The organism is Dysosmobacter acutus (assembly GCF_018919205.1).
Classification (GTDB): Bacteria; Bacillota; Clostridia; order Oscillospirales; family Oscillospiraceae; genus Oscillibacter; species Oscillibacter acutus.
The window spans coordinates 1-5,067 of record NZ_JAHLQN010000002.1 but is presented as its reverse complement, the minus strand read 5'-3'; the positions used below and the strand labels follow the sequence as shown (position 1 = coordinate 5,067).

6 protein-coding genes are annotated in these 5,067 nt (G+C 50.8%); all 6 read left to right on the top strand.

Annotated elements, in window-relative coordinates; all coding sequences use genetic code 11:
- Positions 1-24 precede the first annotated feature (24 nt).
- The 6 genes from KQI82_RS15525 to KQI82_RS15500 all read left to right on the top strand — a co-directional run bounded on the left by KQI82_RS15525 (position 25) and on the right by KQI82_RS15500 (position 5,058).
- Positions 25-507, top strand: a complete 483-nt coding sequence (locus KQI82_RS15525) for a hypothetical protein (RefSeq protein ID WP_216633750.1) — start codon at positions 25-27, stop codon at positions 505-507.
- A gap of 33 nt (positions 508-540) precedes the next feature.
- Positions 541-861 carry a TfoX/Sxy family protein gene (locus KQI82_RS15520; RefSeq protein ID WP_216633749.1) on the top strand — a complete coding sequence of 107 codons (321 nt, stop codon included), beginning with the start codon at positions 541-543 and terminating at the stop codon, positions 859-861.
- A 290-nt stretch (positions 862-1,151) separates the two neighbouring features.
- Complete coding sequence (locus tag KQI82_RS15515; RefSeq protein WP_216633748.1) at positions 1,152-2,399, top strand: plasmid recombination protein; 1,248 nt, start codon at positions 1,152-1,154, stop codon at positions 2,397-2,399.
- 415 nt (positions 2,400-2,814) lie between these two features.
- Positions 2,815-4,266 carry a hypothetical protein gene (locus tag KQI82_RS15510; protein ID WP_199488597.1) on the top strand — a complete coding sequence of 484 codons (1,452 nt, stop codon included), beginning with the start codon at positions 2,815-2,817 and terminating at the stop codon, positions 4,264-4,266.
- A gap of 254 nt (positions 4,267-4,520) precedes the next feature.
- Positions 4,521-4,787, top strand: a complete 267-nt coding sequence (locus KQI82_RS15505; protein WP_033119556.1) for a type II toxin-antitoxin system RelB/DinJ family antitoxin — start codon at positions 4,521-4,523, stop codon at positions 4,785-4,787.
- Positions 4,780-5,058 (top strand): type II toxin-antitoxin system YafQ family toxin, encoded by a 279-nt coding sequence (locus KQI82_RS15500; RefSeq protein ID WP_021632616.1) that lies wholly within the window; start codon positions 4,780-4,782, stop codon positions 5,056-5,058. Before KQI82_RS15505 ends, KQI82_RS15500 begins: the two co-directional genes overlap by 8 nt.
- Positions 5,059-5,067 lie beyond the last annotated feature (9 nt).

Below are 5,067 nucleotides of genomic sequence, written 5' to 3'. Positions count from 1 at the left end.
TGGATGAAAGAGTGGTGATGATATTTGGCGGGTGTAATAACGGAAATTGCAATAGAATGTGGTGTGTCGGAACAGGCAGTTCGTGCATGGTGTAGGCGAAACCATGTTGCGAAAGATGCGAAAGGAAGTTTCGCAATCAGCGAAAGTCAAAAAACCGCCATATATCAGCATTATTTAGGCGTTGAACGAAAGCAAGTTTCGCAACCGGCGAAAGCAAGTTGCGAAACTTGCGAAACCACTTTGATCGCTATGCTGCAGGGAGAATTAGACCGGAAAAGCGAGCAACTTGCTGTAAAGGACAAGCAGATCGAGGAACTGAACGCAAGGTTGGCGGAGGTCAGCTCGGCGTTGGTGACGGCACAGCAGACTGCGGCAGCAGCCCAGGCTCTCCATGCTGGGACGATGCATCAGCAGCTTCTTTCCGGCAAGGCCGGAGCCGATCAGCCGGAGCATGAGACAGAACCGGTTCAAAAGCGTAGCTGGTTTAGTAGGTTCTTTGGGGACTAAACAGAACGACAAATCGGGATTTGAGGTGGAAATATGGCATCAAGCAAGGAATACTTAGAGTTTATTTTAGGACAGCTATCTGAGTTAGAAGAAATTACTTATCGAGCTATGATGGGAGAATTTATTATTTATTATCGTGGCAAGATTGTAGGCGGTATCTATGATGATAGATTACTTGTTAAACCAGTAAAATCAGCAATTAGTTATATGCCGACAGCTCCGTATGAATTACCCTATGAGGGAGCAAAAGAGATGTTGTTGGTAGATGAAGTTGATAATAAGGAATTTTTGACAGGCTTGTTTCATGCAATGTATGGTGAACTGCCAGCCCCAAAACCGAAAAAGAAGAAATAAACAATTTCCAGTTTATCGGTGGGATGAAGTTCGGGGAGCCGTCCGCAGACGGCAGGGGCAGCGCCCCTCCGGAGCTGGCAGAGCAGCAGGCATGAGCCGGCAGTGAAGCAGCTCCGGCAACCCCTCCCCTTTAGGGGCGCAAAGCACTTTCACACCGCTGCACCGATGGGGCGGCGGTGTGAAAGTGCTTTTGCGTTACTTTCTCACCAGAAAGTAACAAAGAGGTTGTTTTTAGCGGAAATTTATGATAAAATAGAGGACGGAAGAATAAGCGGAAAGGGGGCGATTTTATGGGAGTTACGATTTCGGGCATGACAGGTGCAGGGAGCATCCGGCACAACAACCGCAGCTTCTCAGCGGCGAATGTAGACCGGAGCCGGACGGAGCAGAACATTGTTTTCTGCAGCGAGGATCTGAAGCAGGTCTATCATATGGTCTTTGATGAAGCTCTCGCAGCCTACAACGCAAAGAAAACCAAAACGAGAGATAAGATACCGGACTACTATGAGCATATCCGGCAGAGTAAACAGGAAAAGCTGTTCCATGAAGCGATCTTCCAGATCGGCAACATGAGCGACTGTGGGTGCGGTACGCCGGACGGAGAACGGGCGGCGGCAGCTCTGAAAGATTTTGCGGAGTCTTTTGCAGAACGCAACCCCCATCTGCGGGTGTTCAATATGGTGCTGCACATGGACGAGGCAACGCCCCATCTCCATGTCGATTTTATCCCTGTGGCAACGGAGCAGTCAAGAGGACTTTCTACAAGGGTATCTATGAAACAGGCATTGAAGCAGCAGGGGTTTGTCGGTGTCGGCAGAAAGCAGACCGAATGGGCGGCGTGGATGGAACGGGAGAAAGAAGCTCTGACGGAGATCGCCCAGCGGCACGATTTTGAAATTATCTCTCTCGGCACGAACAGACCGCACATGGACTTGCCGCAGTTCAAGGAAGCGGCTGCGAGGCTGGAAGCGGTGCAGCAGCAGACAGCGGCAGTAGAGCGGGAGGTTGCTGAGCTGGAACGGCAGCGGGACGCTCTGAAAGGCACTGTGCGGCTCTTAAAGGAGGCTGACAGGGTAAATGTACCCCTGCATGATATTCAGCCGGAAAAGACGCTCACAGGGGCAGTAAAGGGCGTGACGGTGGATCAGGTCGAGCAGCTAAAGAAAATGGCACTGCGCAGCGTGACGGATCGGCACAAGGTACAGGAGCTGACGGAGGAAAACACCCGTCTGCGGTCACAGGTGCCGTCCATGAAGAAGCGGCTGGAAGAAGCGCAGCGGCAGCAGAGACTTGAACAGGAAAACCGGAGGCTGCGCGATGAAAACTATTATCTGCAATCCGAGCTGCAGGAGGAACGCAGCTTCACCGAGCGTCTGACGGACGGCATCGGTCGGATGCTGGACTTCTTGGAAGAACACTTGCCGGAGCGTCTGCGTCCTCTGCTTGAAAAGGCGAGGGAGCTGCTGCCCGATCCGGAGATCGGACAGCAGCAGGAGCGACAGCAGCACCAGCGAGGAATGGGCGGCATGGAGCTGTAAAAGAAGCCTGTCCGGAGGGCTTGAAAATCTCTTTCGGACAGGCTATAATAACAACTGAAAATAGGGAATTGCTGTATTGATAATCTAAGCCCCCTGTAAGGGTACTCCCAACCTATATTTTCTCTCTCTGAAAGGGAGAAAGTCGGAGGGGAAAAAGGGGGTGAGCGGAGGGGTGTTGGAAGTGTGGAAAACCTCGTCAGAGGTTTTCCAAGCCACTGTGGTAAACCCATCGGGTTTTCCATAGTGGCGGCACTTTCAATGCCCCGCAGCAAGGGGGAAAAGGGGGAGGTGACTTTCTCTTTAAGGCGGCGTAGCCGCCGCTCTTTTGCTCCCCCTTTTCCCCCTTCCCGCCCGCAGGCGATCCCCGCCGTAGCGGATTTTCTTTTTGGTACTTTTTCTTTTGTGAGGTGGTAATATGACCGAGAATTATCGAGGCTGCTACGAGTATTTGAGCGCACAATATCCGGAGGTCGGAGGCTATGAGTTTTATAAAGAGCTGTTTCCGGACAATGAGAACTCCGGAGAACGGCACACGGATTTTTCCCATCCGAACGCTGTGTATCTGTATCGGGACGAACAGAGCGAGGATAAGAAGCTCCGGCGCAGGAAGATGTATAACGACACATGGGAACAGGATTACATGGAGTTTGTCGAGGGGAACAGCCTTACTTTGTGCAGCGGTCTTGCATATCGCAGAAAGGAGAACAGGCTGGAGAACGCCCAGCGGATGTATGCTCTGATCTTCGATCTGGATGGCGTAGGTCTTGCCGAGCTGCGCAACCTCTTTCTGCGCTTTGGCGGCGATCCGGAGCGAGTGCGCCGGTTGCCGATGCCGACTTTCCTTGTTCTGTCGGGGACAGGGCTGCATATCTACTATGTTTTCCAGCAGCCGATTGACCTATACCCGAATATAAAAATTCAGCTTAAAAGTCTGAAATATGACCTCACTTTCCGGCTATGGGAGTATGGCAGCACTTCGCAGGTCAAGGCGATCCAGTATCAATCCATCAATCAGAGCTTCCGCATGGTGGGCAGCATCAATGACAAGCATGGGACGGAGCTGGTCGCTTTCCGTACCGGAGAACGGGTAACGCTGGATTATCTGAACGCCTACGCAAAGCCAGAAAACAGGGTGGATGTCAACAAGCCTTTCAGCCCATCCAAAATGACACGAGCTGAGGCGAGGGAGGCATATCCGGAGTGGTATGAGCGTGTTGTTGTGAGAGGCGAGAAAGGACGCAAGAAGTGGGATATTGCCGGAAAGGTGCATGGTGATGATCCGTATGCGCTCTATCATTGGTGGCTGCGGCAGATCGGAGAGATAAAGGGCGGGCATCGGTATTTCTTTTTGATGTGCCTTGCTATCTATGCTTACAAATGCGGTGTGTCGAAGCAGCAGCTCCGGCAGGATATGAAAGAGGCTTTTGATGATCTGCAGATGGTGAAGCATGAGAACGCATTGACCGAGGAAGATATACGGAGTGCGCTGGAAGCCTACGACAAGGAGTATTACAATTTCACGATTTCCGATATTGAAGCTCTGACCGATGTTCGCATCGAGCGCAACAAGAGGAATGGTAGATCACAGAAAGAGCATTTGAAAAGAGCAAGGGCGGTGCAGGAAGTGGATTATCCTGGCGGCACATGGAGAAGAAAAGGGGCAGAAGAAAAGAAAGCGCAAGTCTATGCGTGGCGGCAGGAGCATCCAGAGGGACGCAAGGCCGATTGTCATAGGGACACCGGACTTGATCCGAAAACGATCCGCAAATGGTGGGACACCGTACCGGAGGGGCATATAACGGTCAAAATACGCCCATCACAGGCTTTGAGCGATCTGTTGGTGGAGGAATTTAAGAAAGGGCTGTAAACGCCCCAGAAACGCCCTACAAGGCGTTTTCGGGGCGGGTAAGGGTTTTTATATTACCCCACCGAAAACGAGGCTTGAAAACCGCGTGAAATAAGGTTTTTTCACCCCCTAAATGTACACGCTGCGGTGTTACCATATAGAAAGCACTGTTCATAGAAAAGTTGCAAAAAACATTTGCAATGCACTTGCAAATGTCACGAATATTGAATATAATATTAGTGCAAGCTAAAAATGACGAGGAAAGGAGTGCTATTATGGCTAAAGGAAATATGACGATAAGAATGGAGCCGGAGCTGAAAGCACAGGCGGCAGCTCTCTTTAAGTCCCTCGGAATGGATTTGAGTACGGCAACGGGTATTTTTTATCGACAGGCACTTAGGTGTCATGGACTTCCCTTTGAAGTCAAGGTTGACGAGCCGAATGCTGTTACCTATGCGGCGATGGAGGCGGCAGAAAAGGGAGAGGATATGTATGGTCCGTTTGATAGCGTTGCAGATCTGATGGAGGCGCTGAATGCTTAAGCCGGAGTTTTCGGGGCAGTTCAAACGAGATTACAAGCTTGCGATCAAGAGAGGCTGCGATCCGAAGAAGTTGGAGGAAGTGATCACGCTGTTGTGTAACGAGCAGCCGTTGCCGGAGGCGTATCGAGATCATGCTCTCACTAATTCCAGAAATTATAAGGACATGAGAGAATGTCACATCGAGCCGGACTGGCTGTTGGTCTATAAAGTTGTTCGGCAGACTTTGATTTTGAAATTGATAAGGACGGGATCTCATAGCGATTTGTTTTGAGATTAACTC

Bases quoted from the DNA above. Each gene is read 5' to 3' on its own strand.
- KQI82_RS15520 (WP_216633749.1), top strand. From the start codon at position 541: ATGGCATCAAGCAAGGAATACTTAGAGTTTATTTTAGGACAGCTATCT.
- KQI82_RS15515 (WP_216633748.1), top strand. From the start codon at position 1,152: ATGGGAGTTACGATTTCGGGCATGACAGGTGCAGGGAGCATCCGGCAC.
- KQI82_RS15510 (WP_199488597.1), top strand. From the start codon at position 2,815: ATGACCGAGAATTATCGAGGCTGCTACGAGTATTTGAGCGCACAATAT.
- KQI82_RS15505 (WP_033119556.1), top strand. From the start codon at position 4,521: ATGGCTAAAGGAAATATGACGATAAGAATGGAGCCGGAGCTGAAAGCA.
- KQI82_RS15500 (WP_021632616.1), top strand. From the start codon at position 4,780: ATGCTTAAGCCGGAGTTTTCGGGGCAGTTCAAACGAGATTACAAGCTT.